Source organism: Paenibacillus taichungensis, assembly GCF_050994985.1.
GTDB lineage: Bacteria > Bacillota > Bacilli > Paenibacillales > Paenibacillaceae > Paenibacillus > Paenibacillus taichungensis.
Genome location: NZ_CP194720.1, coordinates 4,467,760 through 4,485,011, shown reverse-complemented (window position 1 = coordinate 4,485,011; position 17,252 = coordinate 4,467,760). Strand labels below are relative to the sequence as shown.

The window sequence follows — 17,252 nt, the reverse complement described above, 5'->3', positions numbered from 1 at the left end:
TAAACTGAGGGGATGTAAAGGATGGCACTACAAATAAAGTAGAGTAATCAGCCTAATCGGATATACAAACGAGATCAAATTTAATCATATGCACTTCGTAGGAGAAAATGACGAGATTATACGATTTATGGAAGGGAAAGCGCAGTTAAAATGATATTTATAAAAATGCTTTACTTTTAAACATGAACCGGGTATAATCAATTCTGTTGCCGATTATTTACGACATGCGGTCGTGGTGGAATGGCAGACACGCTATCTTGAGGGGGTAGTGGGTGTATACCCGTGGAGGTTCGAGTCCTCTCGACCGCATCATAAGAACGATTAGGAAGAAGCTTCCCATATGGGGAGCTTCTTTTTTATGTTTTTTTACAGTAATGATGAGTCCAGACAAAAAAAGGTCACCCGTTCCCCTGAATGCATGTCATTCTGTCTGCCGGGGGCGGATGGCCTTCAATTGTTATTTAAGCAATTCTTTGATGTCTGCTTCAATTTTATCGGGTGTTGTTTTGGGAGCATACCGTTTCAGAACACGTCCGTTCCGATCCACAAGGAATTTGGTGAAGTTCCATTTGATGGCTTTGGAGCCGAGTACACCCGGTGCTTCTTTGGTAAGATGCTGGAATAGAGGGTGAGCGCTTGAACCATTCACATCGATTTTCTCGAACATCGGGAAGCTGACACCATAGTTCATCTGACAGAACTCGGCAATATCATCAGAAGAGCCTTTTTCCTGTGCAAACTGGTTGCTTGGAAAACCAAGAACTTCAAACGGGGAGTCTTTAAACTTATCCTGAAGTTCTTGCAGACCTTTGAATTGAGGTGTGAGTCCGCATTGGCTTGCTGTATTCACGATAAGCAGTACTTTGTCACGATAGTTGGACATTTCAACTTCCTGACCGCGAAGGGTGTTTACTTTGTAGTCGTAGACTGACATGAAAATCGCCTCCATTTCATATTCTTCTTCCTTCTATTATATTGATTGCAATTAAATATTGCAAAATTAATATTGCTTTTTTAACTCAATTTGAGGCTGTCGTGTATGATCTGTGACTGATTTAACACCTAATTATCGCTAAAGAGAGAATTAGAGAGCTTTGATGAGATGGGTAGAGAATGGATGCGTTGTAAGCGCTATTATTGATGGGAAATGGCAAAAATCCGTCGATTCGGTGATCTGCGCAGACTTTACACCAATATGGCACGGGTGTATGATTCATATCGTAATTCCAATTTAAATTAAATTTTACATGAAAAACGAAACAAACGATAATATCGCTCTGATTATTGATTATAAAAGAACGATGTTTTAATCGCTGAGTTTCCATTCATTCATGGGTGGGAAACGGGGGAACCAACAGGATGAACTGTCCAGGACAGTAGGCATCCATGGGGTGAATTTTCCGGTGACAGCCGGAAATAGGGCGACTCTCGCGCCCGAATCCGTCAGCTAACCTCGTAAGCGTTAAAGGGAGAGGCAACAAGCCGTACGCTGGTTCATAGTGTCTTTTTGCTATGGATTATTGAAGAAGCGTCCGGGAGGCCTTGGTCCCCCACGCTTCTTTTTTGTTGTCTTTTCACGCCAAGGGAGGAACGAATGATGGATAAAGAGATGATCTTAGTGACTGCTCCAAATGAAGCAGGACGTAAATTTATCAAATTGCTGATGTACAAAAAAATGCCGTTTGCCGTTCTGACCAATAGTGCAGGGGAAGAGCGCAGGCTCCGGAGAATCGGTGTGGAGCATGTCATTCGCATGAACACGGCTGCAGCTCAGAAATGGTTTTTGCCGCAAGGTAGTGTCGGCAATGTTTTTATTTTTGAAAATAGCCTAAACCTGACCTGTCGATATTTGCAGATCTGCCGCTCCTGGACATCCAAGTCCTTGTGTGTCATTACGGAACAAAGCCACCCCAAAGGGATCTATCGGGGAATGGGAGCAGACCGTATTGTATATTCCTTGAATGGGGAAGTTGGGTTTCTGTTGAATGGCTAGTGGCTAGTACTATTCCTGTGATTGATCCAGTGTCAGCTGCCTGTTATAATTGAAATCATAAATAAACGGAAACTTGAGGAGACTCATGCATGTTGGTGGGTCTTCTTTTTTATGGTTTGGGAAATAGGGATAATTTCCTGTGGCTAACGAGGAGGAATAGGCGTGCCGGATGTACGTGGAATACAATGGTTGTTCTTTGATGTGGGGGATACGCTCGTGGACGAATGGGAGCCGGTAGATGATATTATCGGTCAGTTCGTTCGTGAAGCTTGTGCGCTTGGTTATCAGGTGGAGATGCAGACGGTGCGAGAACTATTTGCCGCCTCCTACCGAAATTACGAGCAATGGCCGATGAAATTGGCTATTCGTACCCTTATCAGCGACGAGGGGCACCGGGAACAGATACAGGAGAAGCTAAAGTTCCGCAAAGAGCTTGAGCGGCCCTTCGCGTCAGCCGACGCTGTTCTCCAGACGTTATCGCAACACTATAAGATTGGTATCATTGCCAATCAGAGCCCGGGGACGGAAAATCGGCTGGATAGCTACGGTTTGCGCAAGTATGTGGATGTGCTGGCCTGTTCGGCTGAAGAAGGAGTGTCCAAGCCTGATCCTGAATTGTATGCTGTAGCGTTGAAACAGGCGGGATGTAAACCCGAGGAAGCGGTCATGATCGGCGACAGGATTGATAATGATATTATTCCAGCTAAGAAGCTAGGTATGCATACGATCAGGATTTTGCAGGGTTATGGCAGGTTCCAGCCGGAGCTTGCGGATGCAGAGCGTCCAGACTGGACTGTTGAATCACTGGAGGAACTTCTTCCATTGCTAATGGTAACTCAAAGTTCAGACAACTAAATAAGAGCAAGCAGTATTTAAGATCTAATTGGTATGAACTAGATGGCTGCTCAAACATATAAAAGGCTGATCGTCTCAAGGGATACATGACTTGAGTTGATCAGCCTTTTTGAGTTAGACAAAATATTGCGTAGTTCCGTTTAACTTAGAATAACAGAATGGTTTGGATAATCAGATACACATTCAGGACAACGATAACTCCGGCAATAATCCAGGAGATGATTTTGAGCCACAGCTTGTTGGCAAAGGCCCCCATGCTTTTTTTGTCACTCGTAAACATCACCAGTGGAATGACGGCAAAGGGTAGCTGTAGCGACAGCACAACCTGGCTCAGAATCAGCAGTTCCTCTGTTCCGTGCTCTCCGGCAATGGCTGTTACGATGACGGCCGGAATGATTGCGATTAGACGTGTAACCAGTCGACGAAGCCATGCTGGGATACGAATGTTCAGAAAGCCTTCCATTACAATCTGTCCGGACAACGTGCCGGTGAGTGTTGAGTTCTGGCCGGAAGCCAGCAAGGCTACACCGAACAGGATGCTGGCGATGGTAGTACCCAGCAGAGGTGTCAGCAGATGGTATGCATCTGTAATTTCCGCGACCTGAGTCATACCTGCACTATGGAACACGGCAGCAGACACAATCAGGATGGCTGCATTGATGAACAGAGCAAGCGTTAAAGCGATGGTTGAATCCATGGTGGAATACAGAATCGCTTCTTTTTTTCCTTTTGGCGTTTGTTCAATCTGACGGGTCTGCACAATGGAAGAATGCAGATACAGATTATGGGGCATGACGGTTGCACCGATAATCCCGATGGCAATGTAGAGCATAGCTGGATTTTGCAAAATCTCGGCACTGGGTACAAAACCATGCATGACGCCGCCCATATCCGGTTTAGCGAGAAACAGGTCAATCCCGAAGCAGAGGGCGATGGTGGCCATCAGCACAATAACGAGCGATTCCAATGCACGGAAGCCTTTGTTTTGCAGCAAAAGAATGACTAGTACATCGACAGCGGTAATAATGACGCCATATAACATGGGGATGTTAAACAGCAGCTTGAGCGCGATTGCCGAACCAATAACCTCGGCAAGGTCGGTGGCTGCAATTGCAAGCTCACACAAGATCCATAACACGATCACAACAGGCATGCTAAATCGTTCGCGGCAGGCTTGCGCCAAATCCCGTCCTGTGACAATCCCGAGCTTGCCAGCGAGAGACTGCAACACAACAGCCATCAGGTTCGAAATCAGAATAACGGATAATAATGTGTATCCGAATTGTGAACCACCCGCAATATCTGTTGCCCAGTTCCCGGGATCCATATATCCAACGGCAACGAGGTAACCCGGTCCAACAAAAGCAAGGAATTTTTTCCACCAAGCAGCGTTCTGAGGCACCTTCATGGAGCTGTGGGCTTCCCCGAGAGATGGGGCCATACCCGCAGCCAATGGTTCATTTGAAGGAGTGTTGAACGGATTTTTTTTACTCATAATATAATCACCCGACTTTGAAGTATTGATATTCTATATGAAGAGGAACGGTGTCATTCCTTTGATTACATTTGAACACTTAAACCAAAATCAAAAGCGTAATTAAACTACTTTTCATATGTCTAAACGTTTATGTTGATACTTACATTGTACTCCTTCAATTATTTTTGTCCAGTGCAACTTTTGTGTATGAGGACAAAATTTACCGGAGAGTGAATTGTGCCTTAGTATATTACCCAACCTTGGATAAATTACCTGTGTTCCTTTCCCGATGCATGAAAAAGATAAAGATGTAAAACCTGAATAAGGATTAACAACGTTTCAAAATGAGCCAGAAGTTTAAATTGAATAGTAGGCAACAAAAAATTAAAGGCGAAGGAGAGATTCTTAATGGAAGCTTTATATACAGCAACAGCGACAGTTAAAGGTGGACGTACAGGTTCGGTGGCTTCTTCGGATGGCGTGCTCAAGCATGATCTGAAAATGCCAAAAGAACTTGGAGGCTCCGGTGGTGAAGGAACCAATCCTGAGCAGCTCTTTGCAGCGGGATACGGTGCTTGTTATGAAAGTGCTCTTGCCAATGTGGCACGCAAAGCGGGCGTGAAGTTGGAGAATGTGGTGGTCACAAGTAATGTATCCATCGGCAAAGATCCGGCGGATGATGGTTTCCAACTGTCTGTACGTTTGGATGTGAGCATGCCTGGCGTGGATCACAGTCAAGCAGAGGATCTAGCTCGCAAGGCACATGATTTCTGTCCTTACTCCAAAGCAACCCGTGGCAATATTGATGTGGTACTTAATGTAGTTTGAGACCTGACTCGTAGGAGTAAAGGGAACATATAGAGCAGGGTATCTTTGGATACCTGATGTTCGAGTACAAGACCCTGCTGGCCTTCGGCAGGGTTTTGTATTTTATAACAATTGCGATGCAGGAGATTGCATGTTGGACAGCGTACTATTTTACATAATCTACTCTTGCTTGAAGTCATACATTCGAATGAGGGGGAACGACAATGAGTATTGAAGAGATGATAGAACGACGATTTGTATGTACCAAATGCAGGGGTACGGATTGCAATATTAAGGAAGTATCCATGTCAGGAGCGGGACTTAGCAAAATGTTTGATATTCAGCACAATCATTATCTCTTCGTCGCCTGTTCTTCCTGTGGATATGTAGAAGTATTCGATCCGGATGTGTTGAAAGGGAAAAAACAGGGTCAGGTGGGTACCATTCTTGATATTCTATTTGGTGGGTAAATGTGCGTGAGTTGACATCGAACTAAAATTTCTTTAATATGATTTAGTACTAAGAAGTGTCAATGCATGAACCAAATTTGAATTAACAGGTGATATCCATGTCTTATAGACCGCGTATTGCAAATTTAGAATTAGCTAGTGGCAACAAGGAAGACGGATTGTATGAATTTAAAATGAAATTGGTAGACGGTACACAATGCCGTGTATTCTACTCCCATTCCCCGGAATGGAAGCTAACCAATATCAGCCGTCTACAGAAAACGCCTTGTCCGGTATGTCGCAAAGATTTCATTTGCAAATGCATGGACCAGTGGGCTGGTGACCTGCACCAACAAATGATTGACGACCAATGGATGGAAAAGGCAATTGCAGAGTAATTGCCAAAACAGATACGAGCGTGGGCATAGAGCCTGCGCTCTTTTTCTATTTTTCGTTACACTTAAATAAAATGTGAAAAAAGCGAACGGGATGACTCAAAACGGGTAAGTTACTCTAATAGCACACATGAGGAGGCCACGATTATGACAGCAAACCAAACGGATCAGCATCAGGGACACCCGATTGTGCTTGTGGACGGAGTCTGTCATTTCTGCCAAGGATTAACGAAGTGGATAATCAAGCGTGACCCTGAGGGGAAGTATCATTTTGCATCACTTCAATCGGATGTAGCGAAAAAATTGCTGGAGAAGGGCAATCTGTCCACGGACAGCATGGATACTTTTGTACTCATTGAGGATGGGAAATATTATACACGTTCAACTGCAGCGCTGCGTCTGGCCAAAGGCTTAAAATTCCCTTATCCATTATTGTACGTGTTGATTATTGTACCGAAATTTATTCGAAATGCCATATATAACATGGTAGCTCGCAATCGATATCGCTGGTTCGGTAAAGATGAAGCGTGTATGCTGCCTACACCCGAAATCAAGGATCGATTCCTTTAAAAAGGCTAAGTGTGACAGATTGTATCGATGCCGATTGATTAATAACGGAAATAATTGGGTAATGAGTACGGATCAATTCTATTTTGGGAGGCAAATAACTTGAAGAAGTGGACTACATTAATTATTGGGGCATTATTAGCAGTAAGCATGACAGCTTGTGGAAGCGATGCAGATAACAGTACAGCAACGCCGCCAGCTGGAAACGAAACGTCTAACGAGGGCAATACAACTGCGGAGCAGGAGACAAAGATCCCTACATTGGATGAGTTAATTGAGAAAACGAATGCAGCGACTAAAGATATGAAAAGCTTCACTACGGAAGCCAATATTGATCAAAATTTAAAAATGGTGGCTGGCGAGCAGTCCCAGGATCAACAGGTGAAAACATCGCTGAAGATGGATATCATCAAAGATCCGATGATGATCTATCAGGAGATGAAAATGGAAATGTCCGGACAGGAAGCGCAAAATGTGAAGCAGTACATCACTTCGGATAAGATTTATTCGCAGGTGGGAGACCAGTGGATTAAAATTCCTGACGAGCAAACGAAACCACTGATCGAGCAGATGAAGGCAAGCATGAATCCGGAAGGTGAGATGGAGCAATTCAAAAAGATTGCCGAAGACACCAAAATAACGGAAGAAGGCGACAACTACGTCCTTAACGCTGACGTATCCGGTGATAACGTAAAGGAACTGGCCAAAGCGGTCATGGAGCAAAACGGATCGGATGCCCAAACTCAAGCGATGCTTGATCAAATGAATATTACCAGCATGAAAATGAAATATATGATTAACAAGGAAACCTATTTGCCTGTAAGTACGGACGTTAACATGGTTATGAATATGGAGCAGGAAGGACAGAAAATTTCGATGGACATGAAAATGACCAGCACGTTCTCTAACCACAATGGCGTGAAAGAGATTAAGATCCCGCAAGAAGCATTGGATAGTGCTAAATAAAAAGCGTGCGGGTAAGCGGTGTGGACTCTCGGATGAGGAGTTAACCTGGTAAAGTTGCTTAAAGATGTGAATCTTCTGGAGATGGCACTTCTGATATGAATTGGTGTGAACCGACAGGTTCGCTGAATTCAATCAGGGGTGTTTTTCTTTTTTTGTATGCGTTGTGGTCAGAGTATTAACAAACGGGTGAGCAGTAGTGGCTTCCGCATGGGGAGTGATAAGCCTATAAACTACAGAATGCGTATTTTAGCGTAATTTCTCTTTGGCACATGATTGATCGAGCGGCGAAGCTGCATCTCTTCCTTCCGCAGCTCTTCTAAGCCTTCTGCGTAGCGCACCAGGCTGCCAAATTCGTTGTCTCGAAGGTGAGGACTGGGAATGACTGAGGTCCCTTACGGAGCGTTTAAGCGTCATAGCAACCAGATAGGTCAGAGGATTTCCTCAAGAGGTCAGCATCACTTCCGTTAACCTAACCCTTTCGTGTCCTCAAATATGACTGACAGAAGATCTCTCCCTTGGTCATACAGGGTTCGGTTGTAGACGACGTTAAGACTGATTATCCTGGCTGTATCCTCATCATGGAAGTATCGGCGTTCGAGAACCGTCTTCCCCACTGCTACGTATTGAAAAAAATCTATTCGAGCTTCTTCCTGGCCAAGAAAGCCAGAGTAAATGTCCCACGTAGCGCAACATACCACAACAAACAGATCGTCAGCGAAGAAAGTTTCGATGGCAATCCCTGCGTGCCGTTCGGTCCGCCGCACGACTTATCACCGCAATTAGGGGAACTGGGCACGCTTCATTATGGCTTTCGCAGCTAGTTGTTGCGAAGGCAGGTCCATAGCTGCTCTATTTTTTGTTTTTCCTGAACTTTTTCCCTTGGCGAAAGCGCTTGGATTTTCTACAATAGTCATGTAAGCGATTGAATTTAGAGTTGGTGGGAAGCTGAAGAAAGTCTATTTCAGGGAAGAAGGTCGAAGAAATGATTGAATATGCACATATACACCACGTGAGTCTGGCTGTACGTAATTTGGAGGTTGCGAAGAAATTCTATTCCGGTTTGCTTCGCATGCAGGAGATTGAACGTCCGCCTTTCAACTCCACGGGCACCTGGTACGCCATTGGTAGTCAACAGCTTCATCTATTACAGCATCCGCAGGGACATACGCTTCGTGAGGCTGGCATTGATACAACAGATGGACATTTTGCGATCTGGGTGAAGAGTTACAAGGAGACTTTGGTCTGGCTGGAACAGCAGGGAATTGAATATGAGGCAAGACCAGATAGTGTTGCCGGGTTTGCACAGATTTTTGTGCTTGATCCTGACCGCAATATTATTGAGTTTGATGCACCTTATCATTCTTGATTTTTTTGAAATAGGGGACAAAGAGATACTAGAAGAACGATTTTATTTTATAATTTTTAAATACCATTTGTATTCTAGATTGAGAGTTATTGATAAAATAGTACTTATGGGAATCGCCTTCCATATACTGCATGTTAATGCGGGTATTGGATGGCGGTTTTTTTCGAGGAAGGGAATTAGAATGAAGGTCTAATAGATTTACTTCTCTAAAATCTATTAAAATATATTACATAAATTATCATAGGAAAGAGGGGATGAGTTACATCCCCTCTGATTAAGTATGAGTTTATCGTACAGTGACAGTGTAGAGTACAGTATCACCGTTAGGTAAATAACCAACTACTGTACAAACTCCAGGTGACAAACCAATTATTAATCCTTGTTGATTTAAATAAATGCCGCCATAGTCCCCGCTAATCCAAAAGTTGGAGCCAGCAACTGTAATGCTCTCGCCAACTCTCAAACTAATAGGAACAGAAATTTGATCTGCAAGAGTTATTACATTGGACGTTTCTGCAGAAGCAGCACTAGGGCTTGGTGTAGCAGCAGTAGCCGCGAAAGATGTAGAACCAACAGTGAAGCACGCAACGACAGTTAATAGACCAGTAATAAGTTTCTTTTTCATCGTTATCATCCTCTCATATTTGGAATACAACTCTATTATATAGAAAATATATCCAATAGTAAACTATATTCGGAAAATAAAGTATTTTATTGGATGAATATTATGTGAACCAAGTATTAATTTTGAGATATTCAATTTTGTGAAACTGATAATGATAATTGATTTATTTCATAGCAAATTGATAAAAATATAAGCTATCGTAATTAACTATTACGAACAGGGATAAGGAATAGAATGCAAATCGACCAATACTTTGTTTAGACAAGGAAATGGTATGACAAATGGATACATTGTGATCTGGATGACCAGCTATAAGGAGTAGGTGATTAGTTGAAGTAGAATAAATCCCTTGCTCCTCCAGAAATTGTATGCTATATTATCCATACATTCATAGCACGTGACGGAAGCACCGTCCATACACTGCATATTTTTGCGGTTATTGGACGGTGCTTTTTTGTGCTTTTTTTTGCAGGGAGGGGAGAAGAATTGATTGTTCTTAAGGCAGTGCTGGCTTCTAAAGACAGAGAGTATATCAGCGCCTGGCTTGATTTTGTACAAGGCAGCCCGTCCGGCTCCAGTATACGATTTACCGCCTTTTCACAATGGGAAGCGTTCAGGGATCACATGAACGAACAGGAAGGTAGGGAACTGCCGGACCTGGTGATTGCGGAACCGGAATTTCTGAACAGCTGGCTGAGTCACGGTGGCGAAACCTCGGGTATTCCATGGTTGATGCTTAGTGAAGGATTAGATGAGGTGGATGAGGATAAACGGCTGATGAAATATCAACCATTGCCTACGCTGATGGATGCTGTTCTTAATGCTTGTCGGCAGCCGCGTCGGAAGAAAACCCATCGTCCAGGACAGGAGACACTTTCTATTGGAGTTGTATCAGCTTCCGGCGGGAGTGGCAAATCTGCGGTAGCGATGCATATGGCGAAGCAGCTGGGGCTTGCAGGATATGCTGTTCTGTATCTCAATCTGGAGACGTTAGATAGCTCGATGCCGTTTCTGGAGAAAGGTCTGTCTAGAAGTGGGCAGCGTACACTCGATGCAGAAACAGGGCTGTCACGTCTTCTTTACGATTTGAAGGTGGGCAGGAAGGAATCGGGCAAACAGGGACAAGCACAGTCTTCCTCCAAAGGGGTGGACGGATATGTACTTCGTCACGAAGTGCTGAAGTCGGATGTATTCTGGCCATTATCGAATCGGAAGGAATTGCTGCAAATGTCCCGTGAGGATACGAAGAGCCTTATTCGGTATTTGGCGGACTGCGGGCAATATGATGTGCTCATTCTGGATGGGGACTCAGGTTGGGATGGACGCAGTGAGGGGATTTTCGATGCTGCCGATGCATTCGTGTGGCTGGTGGAGGATGACATCTCTTCCATGCACCGCTGGGGTCAATGGATTCAGCACATGGAGCGTACGTGGCCGGATCTGCATGAAAGTGTACTGGATCGTGCCCGCTTCATTGTCAACAAGTATCGGGACAGCGTCATCAATGCTTTGCCAAGACCTGATCTGCATCTGGATGCTGTGCTGCCGTATATTCCTTCCTGGAAGCAGCTGAGTCAGGAGGAAGTGATGCTCAGCTCACCGATTTTTCAACGCGAAGTGAAAAGGCTATGCGCCATGATCGTACAGGATGGGGAAGAAGAACTGAAGCAGACAGGACGAATCCAGAAGGGTGATGGGTGGTCACTATGATGGATTCATCCAAGATGATACTGGACCGTGAAGAGCAGTTTCAGATCATGCGTCGTGAGGTCAGGGAAGGCCTGGATTTAACTTCTTCTGCGGGAGACGAAGAACTGTGGCAGGGAATCGAGCGTAAAGTACTTTCTGACCCGAAACTGAATGATCTGACCTCCGGGGAGCGTCATACGCTGGTGCAGCGGTTATTCGACTCCTTTCGAGGCCTGGATATTCTGCAACCCTTGGTGGATCATCCCGAAATTACGGAGATTATGATCAACAGCCACCGGGAAATTTTCGTTGAGCAAGAAGGAGAAGTCAGACAGATCACGCTGGAGTTCGAGTCCAGGGAACGATTGGAAGACATTATCCAGATGATTGTATCCGGGGTGAACCGGATTGTGAATGAGTCTTCTCCAATCGTGGATGCGCGGTTAAAAGACGGCTCGCGGGTTAATATCGTGCTGCCTCCGATTGCGTTGAAGGGTCCAACCATGACGATTCGGAAATTCCCGAGTGAACCGATGAAGATGTCCGATCTGATTGGTAAAGGTGCCCTGCATGAGGAAGCGGCAGAGTTGCTGAAGCAGTTGGTGCGCAGCAAATACAATATTTTTATCGGCGGCGGAACCGGGTCGGGGAAAACCACTTTCCTAAACGCATTATCTCAGTTTATCCCGGCGGATGAACGGATCATCACGATTGAGGACTCTGCTGAATTGCAGATTGTCACCGTACCCAATCTGGTATCGCTGGAGACGCGCAATGCGAATACCGAGGGCAAGGGGCAAATATCTATTCGGGATTTGATCAAGTCATCCCTGCGGATGCGTCCAAATCGAATTGTCATTGGTGAGGTACGTGGCGCAGAAGCGCTGGATATGTTGCAGGCCATGAACACTGGACATGATGGAAGCTTGTCTACCGGACACGCGAACACGATCTCCGATATGATCAGCAGATTGGAGACCATGGTGCTTAGTGGAGCGGATCTTCCCATCGCGGTTGTCCGGCAGCAGATCAGCTCGGCCATTGATATCTTTGTACATTTATCCCGGCTGCGGGACCGTTCACGTCGGGTGACCGAGATTAGTGAAGTGATTGGCATGCAGGATGGAGAAGTGCTGCTCAATTCACTGTTTCGTTTCCAGGAAATCGAAGAAAAAGAAGGCAAAATTATTGGCGGACTCGTGCAAGTTGGAACGCTGAGACAAGTGGATAAAATTCAGATGGCTGGGCTAGGGGAATGGTTGAAAGAGTACATAGAACGCAATAGCGATGAGTTAATTGAATCAGATAACAACGTAAATTAGTTGTTTTTATGGGTAGGTGATGAAGTTGGGTGAGGCCAGACAGGCGTTAACGGACTACACCGTGTATACGCTATCCCGGAGGCAGCGGATGGGCTGCATGCTGATTAGTGGTTTGTTGTTCTTTGGTGTCGGTATTCTATTCTATCATCACTGGTTGGCCGGATTGATATTGGCTGCGGGGTGTATATGGGTACCAAAACATTGGACAAAAGTACTGCTGGAACGAAGAAGAATGACTCTCAGTTTGCATTTTAAGCAGGCATTATATGCGTTGTCCTCCGCGCTGGCTGCGGGAAAATCAGTAGAGAATGGATTTAAGGAATCCGTGGAGGATCTGCGCATGCTGAATCCTGAAGCGGATACAGATCTCATTCGTGAATTCACCATTCTGAGGACGCGGATGGAATATGGTCAGCCCATTGAAGAGGCGCTGCAAGACTTCTCGGATCGGGCCAAAATTGAGGATATCACAAACTTTGCCGATGTGTTCATCACATGTAAGCGAACGGGTGGAGATCTGGTCGAAGTGGTAAGGCGAACCTCGGCGGTAATTGGTGAGAAGCTGGATATTCAGCAGGACATCATGGTAGCGGTGGCACAGAAGAAGTTTGAATCTAAAGTGATGTTTGCCGCTCCATTTATTTTTCTGATTTTTCTAAACTTTACGGCCAAGGATTTTATGGAGCCGTTATACAGCGGGATGGGATATATGATCTCCAGCGGGGCATTGGCGTTACTTGCCTGCTGTTATTTGTGGATTACACGCATTATGGATATCAAAGTATAAGGAGCTGACACGATGCTGCTTCCCGTTATTTTCGGAGGGGTGCTCGGAGCAGGGTGGCTGGTGCTTGATCGAACGCGAGGGCAGACCTACCGACATTTGCGCAAACTGGATATGGAAGGAATACGTCTGAAGAAGCTGCATGGCCCCTTTTTGTTTTTACTGGACAAGTTCGAGGTGGGCCGCAGATTGCCTGTGCTCATGTTCCGTATGCAGCATGCCATTCAGAAAATGTATGGCATACAGCATAGTGGAGAGAAAACGATGCTCTACTGTGCTGAGATGCTGACTTATTCGTGGCTGATGTTGCTCGTAGGCTGCCTTCTGGCGCTCGTTGGGGACATGGGGCTTGGGGGTATGGTAGGTGGATTGGCACTCGGTGCTGCACTGCCCTTTGCGCTCTACAAAGATCTTAACACCAAAGTACAGCGAAGAGATCAGGACATACTCATGGAGCTACCAGAGTTATTGAACCGAATTGTTCTGCTAGTTGGTGCGGGAGAAACGGTGCAGCGTGCAATTGTTCACTGTGTAGCCAGTCAGGGAGAACGGAATCATCCTCTCTATAATGAGCTGCGAAAGACGGTCGGGGATTGGAACAACGGTTACTCGTTTCAACAATCCTTTGAACAGTTCAGTCGTCGCTGTGGTGTACAGGAAGTGACGATTTTTACAACAACAGTGCTGCTGAATTTCCGGCGAGGGGGAGGTGACTTTGTACTGGCGCTGCGTGATCTGTCCCATGTGTTGTGGGAGAAACGAAAGGCTGTTAGTCGGGCTAAGGGAGAACAGGCTTCTTCCAAACTGGTGTTTCCGATGGTACTGATCTTTTTTTCGATTGTGGTGATGATCGGGGCACCTGCTTTTATGATGATGAATATGTAGGAGGAATTGGGGATGCTGGAATTGATGAAAAGCAAGGCAACTGGATTTTGGAAGGAAGAGGATGGGCTTGGTACGTTGGAGCTGATTCTGATCATCGGCGTTATTATCATTATTGCATTAATATTCAAGGATCAAATTAAAAAATTGGTAGAAAGACTGTTAACGAATGTGAGCAATAGGAGTAATGAGTTTTTTGAGTAAAAAATTCAAAAAGGAAGAAGGGAGCTTCACCATTGAAGCCTCCCTGGTCTTCCCTATTGTGTTGTTTATTCTCGTGTTGCTTTTATTTTTCTCCATGTACATGTATCAGAAGACATTTCTGAACCAACATACGTATGCAGCTTCTGAACGTGCCGCCTACAGCTGGGACAACAGCTACAAGCAGGCGATGACGGGTGAAGTTGTGGCTGGGGAACATGACAACTTGTACTGGAGACTGACCGATGATCGATTGCTCGGAGCACTGTTTGGTTGGGCGGGAGCGGACAATGAGGTTGTTGTGTCTGTACCCGCAGGAGAAGGTGGAAGTTTATCGGAAAAGAAGCTGTCCCAAGCAGCACAAGGCATGCCTTCTGGCATGAACGGGACAATTGAATACCAGAACTCGCTGATCCAACGAAAAGTTACAACCAAGCTGGAGCAGGTGATTTCTTTACCGCTGCCTTCTTTTTTGTTTGATTCAGGTAACAATGTGCTAACACAAGGTTCATCTGCAGTTGTAGAACCGACGGAATTTATCCGAACGGTGGATCTGGTCCGTTATTATGCAGCCAAGTTTAAAGGCAAGGGCGGAGCCGCATCCAGTACTGCCGCTGAAGCGGGACAGGTTGTAGAACATTTTGGCAAAACCAAAAAATGAGGAGAGGAGGAGGAAACACTGTTCAGAAAAAAAGACGGTGAATCTGGAGCCGTAACCGTGTTCTTGATCTTGATTTTGGCTGGAATCTTTATGTTTGTTTCCATTTTCATTGATTATGCACGTATCGCTGCCTTCAAAGTACAGGCAGAACGAATGACGCATGCGGCTATGAGATCTGTGATGTCAGCCTATGATACTTCCTTGCGGGAGTATGGTCTATTTGGATACGGTGACAGCAGTGGTGAGTCCATTATGGCCAAGGTGCTGAATGATAGTGTGAAGCCCTCGGCTGTGAAAGATGGGTTTCCCATTCTGGATATCCAATGGGATACGACTTCACTAAGCATGGGGCGTGAACTGGGCAGATACGATATTTTTAATCGCCAGATCCAGGAGGATATGAAATATCGTGCGCCGGTTGATTTTACCCTGGAAGTGGTCAACCGTTTTAAGCCGATGTCAGAAGAGATGAAAGAAGCTGCTCATACTGTGGATCTGCTCAAAAAATTACAAAAACTGTATGACAAACGGGAGGAATTGCTAGACGAAGCAATAGCCAATCAGACGGAATCAGCCGATAAGCTGAAGGGTCTGCCCGCACTGATCATGAATCCGCCTTCCTCTGCCATTTACGATGAGATGTTAATAGATACGCCAGAGACAGCTGCCGAAGTAGCGGCGCGTTATGCGGATTATCTTAACAAAAAACAAATGGATGAGGGACTGCCATTCAACCAGCAACAGTACATGTTAGAGCTGGCTCGTTATCGAACAGGCGTAGGGAATGTGGCGACAGGCATCAGCACGATCATACAACCAGCATTGCAGGCTCACCAGACAAAATTGGAGGAAGCCCAAGTCAAGATTGAAGAAGCTCGCAAAATCAATGAGGAAATGAAGCGGGTAATCGCTGAGGGGGAGAACCGTTCACAGAATGCCAGTTACGAAAAAGTAGGCAACTCAACGCTGCCTGGGACGAGCCCTCCGTCTACCGGATCGGGAAGTGAAGCCAAGAGTACACGCTCCCTTGCTTCGGAACTTGTAAGAGCCGACACACTATTCGAACAGTTAAATGCACATGTACGCTCTCAAAATTCGGATTTTACCAATGTCAGAAATGACAGTATGGAGCTTAATACGCAGCTTCGTTCGGTTACAGTAATGAGTGGTGTCTCCATTAAACCAGCGGTTAGACAGGCTAGTCAGGTCACGGAACGATACATGGATACTTATGTAAGGAGTGGACCTTCCAATGTCATTCTCCAAAGTAAACAGCTGTTGGAAAGCGGTCGTGGATCCGATGCCCAGCGCAAAGCGAATGATAAAGAATCCAAAGGGAAGTTGAAGGATGTTAAACGCATATTATCACAAATCGAAAAGGGGAGCTCCGGCTCCATGGAAGCCTTCAAACAGCTGGAGGAGTACTACAACGCCAACATAACTTTTAACCAAGCGAGCCGTGAGGAAGCCAAGAAGGCAGAGATTGCTGGCGATCCATATGACTCCGGTGGTAACGCCATGAACGGAATGGACAGTTTGTTCGGAGGAATGTCCAATTTGCTGGATAGTCTTGGCGATGAATTGTTTCAGAATGAGTATGCACTGGCGTATTTCAACTCAATGGATTTTGGGCAGTTGCTAAACTGGACTGAAGGTAGTGGAGATGCTGGTGAAGTGTTCAAACTGGAGAATCAGGAACTGGAGTACATCGTATATGGTTTTCATAATCCTTCGGGGAACATTGCTGCTGCATATGCGGAGATCTTTGGCATGCGTCTGGCGATTCGAACTGCAGAAGGATTAATTGAGAATAGCAAGCTGGGGAACCCACTACTTGTATTATCTGCTGCAATTTTATACGGAATTACAAACGCTATAGCAGATATGGTGAAACTGGCTAAAGACGGAAGTGTGGAATTGTCCAAATATATCAAAGTCAAGCTTACATACAGGGACCATCTGCGTTTGTTCCTATTAATGCATAGCAACAATGAACGCAAAATGTCCAGAATGTTGGCTTTGATCCGATTGAATACCGGCGTGAATCCGGAAGAGAAGCAGACATACGCTTCAGGAAACATGCGCAGCAGTATTAAATTGTGGTTTTTACCAGGAGTCACAAGAAGTATAGGCGCTGTCATGGGTAGTGAAGATCAGGTAGAAGATGGGCGATTTTTCATTGATCGAAAGGCCGATTATTCCTATTGAGTAAT

19 protein-coding genes, 1 tRNA gene and 1 riboswitch are annotated in these 17,252 nt (G+C 45.3%); of the genes, 17 read left to right on the top strand and 3 right to left on the bottom strand.

Annotated elements, in window-relative coordinates:
- Positions 1 to 226 precede the first annotated feature (226 nt).
- Positions 227 to 309 (top strand) — tRNA-Leu (locus ACR1R9_RS20270).
- Positions 310 to 457: 148 nt separating this feature from the next.
- Here the strand turns inward: ACR1R9_RS20270 and ACR1R9_RS20265 are convergent.
- Positions 458 to 934, bottom strand: a complete 477-nt coding sequence (locus ACR1R9_RS20265) for a glutathione peroxidase (RefSeq protein WP_433922881.1) — start codon at positions 932 to 934, stop codon at positions 458 to 460.
- 367 nt (positions 935 to 1,301) lie between these two features.
- A riboswitch (cyclic di-AMP (ydaO/yuaA leader) is annotated at positions 1,302 to 1,477 on the top strand.
- 117 nt (positions 1,478 to 1,594) lie between these two features.
- Between ACR1R9_RS20265 and ACR1R9_RS20260 the strand changes: the two genes are divergently transcribed.
- Together ACR1R9_RS20260 and ACR1R9_RS20255 are read left to right on the top strand one after the other, a co-directional pair.
- Positions 1,595 to 1,993, top strand: coding sequence for a hypothetical protein (locus tag ACR1R9_RS20260; protein WP_228469185.1), 399 nt, complete (start codon positions 1,595 to 1,597; stop codon positions 1,991 to 1,993).
- Positions 1,994 to 2,155: 162 nt separating this feature from the next.
- Positions 2,156 to 2,848 (top strand): HAD family hydrolase, encoded by a 693-nt coding sequence (locus ACR1R9_RS20255; RefSeq protein WP_175383733.1) that lies wholly within the window; start codon positions 2,156 to 2,158, stop codon positions 2,846 to 2,848.
- Positions 2,849 to 2,993: 145 nt separating this feature from the next.
- Here ACR1R9_RS20255 and ACR1R9_RS20250 read toward each other — a convergent pair whose 3' ends face one another.
- Positions 2,994 to 4,289: an Nramp family divalent metal transporter gene (locus ACR1R9_RS20250; RefSeq protein ID WP_076291809.1), complete on the bottom strand. Its 1,296-nt coding sequence runs from the start codon at positions 4,287 to 4,289 to the stop codon at positions 2,994 to 2,996.
- A 444-nt stretch (positions 4,290 to 4,733) separates the two neighbouring features.
- Here ACR1R9_RS20250 and ACR1R9_RS20245 point away from each other — a divergent pair, with 444 nt between their 5' ends.
- The 7 genes from ACR1R9_RS20245 to ACR1R9_RS20215 all read left to right on the top strand — a co-directional run bounded on the left by ACR1R9_RS20245 (position 4,734) and on the right by ACR1R9_RS20215 (position 8,875).
- Positions 4,734 to 5,153, top strand: a complete 420-nt coding sequence (locus ACR1R9_RS20245) for an organic hydroperoxide resistance protein (RefSeq protein WP_063564421.1) — start codon at positions 4,734 to 4,736, stop codon at positions 5,151 to 5,153.
- Positions 5,154 to 5,356: 203 nt separating this feature from the next.
- Positions 5,357 to 5,602 carry a zinc ribbon domain-containing protein gene (locus ACR1R9_RS20240; protein WP_024629326.1) on the top strand — a complete coding sequence of 82 codons (246 nt, stop codon included), beginning with the start codon at positions 5,357 to 5,359 and terminating at the stop codon, positions 5,600 to 5,602.
- A gap of 98 nt (positions 5,603 to 5,700) precedes the next feature.
- Positions 5,701 to 5,979: a hypothetical protein gene (locus ACR1R9_RS20235; protein WP_024629327.1), complete on the top strand. Its 279-nt coding sequence runs from the start codon at positions 5,701 to 5,703 to the stop codon at positions 5,977 to 5,979.
- A gap of 144 nt (positions 5,980 to 6,123) precedes the next feature.
- The gene (locus ACR1R9_RS20230) at positions 6,124 to 6,546 is read left to right on the top strand and encodes a thiol-disulfide oxidoreductase DCC family protein (RefSeq protein ID WP_326065053.1); all 423 of its coding nucleotides are present in this window, start codon (positions 6,124 to 6,126) and stop codon (positions 6,544 to 6,546) included.
- A gap of 99 nt (positions 6,547 to 6,645) precedes the next feature.
- The gene (locus ACR1R9_RS20225) at positions 6,646 to 7,509 is read left to right on the top strand and encodes a DUF6612 family protein (protein WP_433922882.1); all 864 of its coding nucleotides are present in this window, start codon (positions 6,646 to 6,648) and stop codon (positions 7,507 to 7,509) included.
- A 578-nt stretch (positions 7,510 to 8,087) separates the two neighbouring features.
- Positions 8,088 to 8,330 (top strand): hypothetical protein, encoded by a 243-nt coding sequence (locus tag ACR1R9_RS20220; protein WP_163756512.1) that lies wholly within the window; start codon positions 8,088 to 8,090, stop codon positions 8,328 to 8,330.
- 161 nt (positions 8,331 to 8,491) lie between these two features.
- Positions 8,492 to 8,875 carry a VOC family protein gene (locus ACR1R9_RS20215; protein ID WP_079695288.1) on the top strand — a complete coding sequence of 128 codons (384 nt, stop codon included), beginning with the start codon at positions 8,492 to 8,494 and terminating at the stop codon, positions 8,873 to 8,875.
- A gap of 286 nt (positions 8,876 to 9,161) precedes the next feature.
- On the opposite strand, the gene ACR1R9_RS20210 is transcribed toward ACR1R9_RS20215, so the two are convergent.
- Positions 9,162 to 9,500: a hypothetical protein gene (locus ACR1R9_RS20210; RefSeq protein ID WP_076291721.1), complete on the bottom strand. Its 339-nt coding sequence runs from the start codon at positions 9,498 to 9,500 to the stop codon at positions 9,162 to 9,164.
- A 486-nt stretch (positions 9,501 to 9,986) separates the two neighbouring features.
- Here ACR1R9_RS20210 and ACR1R9_RS20205 point away from each other — a divergent pair, with 486 nt between their 5' ends.
- Genes ACR1R9_RS20205 through ACR1R9_RS20175 form a run of 7 tightly spaced genes read left to right on the top strand, consistent with a single transcriptional unit; the run spans position 9,987 to position 17,247 of the window.
- Complete coding sequence (locus ACR1R9_RS20205; protein ID WP_433922883.1) at positions 9,987 to 11,210, top strand: ParA family protein; 1,224 nt, start codon at positions 9,987 to 9,989, stop codon at positions 11,208 to 11,210.
- Between the two features lie 14 nt (positions 11,211 to 11,224).
- Positions 11,225 to 12,511, top strand: coding sequence for a CpaF family protein (locus ACR1R9_RS20200; protein ID WP_076291810.1), 1,287 nt, complete (start codon positions 11,225 to 11,227; stop codon positions 12,509 to 12,511).
- Positions 12,512 to 12,530: 19 nt separating this feature from the next.
- The gene (locus ACR1R9_RS20195; RefSeq protein WP_076291723.1) at positions 12,531 to 13,298 is read left to right on the top strand and encodes a type II secretion system F family protein; all 768 of its coding nucleotides are present in this window, start codon (positions 12,531 to 12,533) and stop codon (positions 13,296 to 13,298) included.
- 12 nt (positions 13,299 to 13,310) lie between these two features.
- Positions 13,311 to 14,180 carry a type II secretion system F family protein gene (locus ACR1R9_RS20190; RefSeq protein WP_063564415.1) on the top strand — a complete coding sequence of 290 codons (870 nt, stop codon included), beginning with the start codon at positions 13,311 to 13,313 and terminating at the stop codon, positions 14,178 to 14,180.
- A 12-nt stretch (positions 14,181 to 14,192) separates the two neighbouring features.
- Positions 14,193 to 14,381, top strand: coding sequence for a Flp1 family type IVb pilin (locus tag ACR1R9_RS20185; protein ID WP_076291724.1), 189 nt, complete (start codon positions 14,193 to 14,195; stop codon positions 14,379 to 14,381).
- The gene (locus tag ACR1R9_RS20180) at positions 14,374 to 15,039 is read left to right on the top strand and encodes a TadE/TadG family type IV pilus assembly protein (RefSeq protein ID WP_256716925.1); all 666 of its coding nucleotides are present in this window, start codon (positions 14,374 to 14,376) and stop codon (positions 15,037 to 15,039) included. The genes ACR1R9_RS20185 and ACR1R9_RS20180 overlap by 8 nt, the downstream gene beginning before the upstream one ends.
- Before the next feature lie 57 nt (positions 15,040 to 15,096).
- Positions 15,097 to 17,247: a hypothetical protein gene (locus ACR1R9_RS20175; RefSeq protein ID WP_083679116.1), complete on the top strand. Its 2,151-nt coding sequence runs from the start codon at positions 15,097 to 15,099 to the stop codon at positions 17,245 to 17,247.
- The last annotated feature ends 5 nt before the right edge of the window (positions 17,248 to 17,252 follow it).